Genomic DNA, 1,356 nt, shown 5'->3' with positions numbered 1-1,356 from the left:
GAAAGAAGACCCTGATAATAATGATAGGTCATTGCAACGATTTCATTATTATCAGGGCCTTCTATGAAAACTATTGTAGCAGAAATCACCAGAACAATAAAAAATTCAGGTATAGTGATAGTGTCAAGACATTGTGGAAATTTTTGGAGATGAGAAAAAGGATTTTGGTATAAAGCTGCATAATATGCTGATAGCCACCGTTTTCTACTAGTCGCATCCATCCGCCCGTCAAGGTGGATTCACGGTCTGGCATAGGATTTGCTTTTTCAGGAATGTAGGTGCAGTCCTTTAATTTCCGAAAATCCCATTCTTTTTTCAAGACTTTTCGATTGATGTTCACGGGAGTTTGACACCTGCAACCGGAAAAAAGTGCCACGAAGCCTACTACAACAGGCTTTATAAGCATTTTTTATTTTAAAAGTGTCAAAGAGGGATTTTTACATGATTTTTACAAAGAAGCAAAGAACTGGCCAGATTTTTCTATCGATTTCCGGCAAGATGATTGACAGTGCCGCGATTCCCCTTGTATAATAGACGTGAAACATGTGACTGACGGAAAGTGGAGCATACCACGGGGAGCATGATTCGATATAGCCGACCGTCTGGGCGAAGGTTCCCGGAAGTGTCGGTATTTTTTTTATCTGCGTACGGAGGTAATAACGATGAAAGAACTGCAATTAAAATACGGCTGCAATCCCAATCAGGCTTCGGCCAGAGTGTATATGAAAGACGGCAGCGACCTTCCTTTTGATGTCTTAAATGGCCGCCCCGGCTATATCAACCTGCTCGATGCGTTCAACAGCTACCAGCTGGTCAAAGAACTGAAGGAAGCGACGGGCCTTGCGGCAGCAGCTTCTTTCAAACACGTCAGCCCCGCCGGTGCAGCCGTAGCAACGGACATGAGCGATACCCTGAAAAAAATCTACTGGGTCGATGACTTGGCCCTGTCCCCGCTGGCCTCGGCCTATGCCTGTGCCCGTGGTGCCGACCGCATGAGCTCCTACGGCGATTTCGTTGCCCTGTCCGATATCTGTGATGTCGAAACGGCAACCCTCCTCAAACGGGAAGTATCGGACGGCGTTATCGCTCCGGGATACACCGACGAAGCACTGGAACTGCTCAAGACAAAGAAAAAAGGGAAATACTGCGTCCTCCAGATGCATAGCGATTATACGCCGGCTCCTATCGAATCGAAAGAAGTATACGGCGTCACCTTCGAACAGGAACGGAACAACGCCAAAATTACGGCAGATCTTTTTAAGGAAATCCCGACGAAAAACAAGAATCTCCCGGCATCGGCAATCCGCGACCTCATGATTGCCCTCATCACGTTGAAATACACCCAGTCCAACTCCG

General features: G+C 46.8%; 1 protein-coding gene, 1 pseudogene and 1 riboswitch. Of the genes and pseudogenes, one reads left to right on the top strand and one right to left on the bottom strand.

All coding sequences use genetic code 11. The features are described 5' to 3' along the window. A partial coding sequence (locus B2U90_RS12495; protein WP_292017942.1) for a hypothetical protein occupies positions 1–221 on the bottom strand: 221 nt, incomplete at its 3' end. Positions 222–535: 314 nt separating this feature from the next. Then, positions 536–615: riboswitch (ZMP/ZTP riboswitch) on the top strand. Between the two features lie 47 nt (positions 616–662). On the opposite strand from B2U90_RS12495, the pseudogene B2U90_RS12490 reads away from it, so the two are divergent. Further along, positions 663–1,356, top strand: a pseudogene (locus B2U90_RS12490) (5-aminoimidazole-4-carboxamide ribonucleotide transformylase); the annotation flags it as partial.

Origin of the sequence: Megasphaera sp. UBA4233, from assembly GCF_002395615.1 — a bacterium.
Classification (GTDB): domain Bacteria; phylum Bacillota; class Negativicutes; order Veillonellales; family Megasphaeraceae; genus Megasphaera; species Megasphaera hexanoica.
The sequence above is the reverse complement of the archived record's forward strand: the minus strand, read 5'-3'. Positions and strand labels throughout refer to the sequence as shown.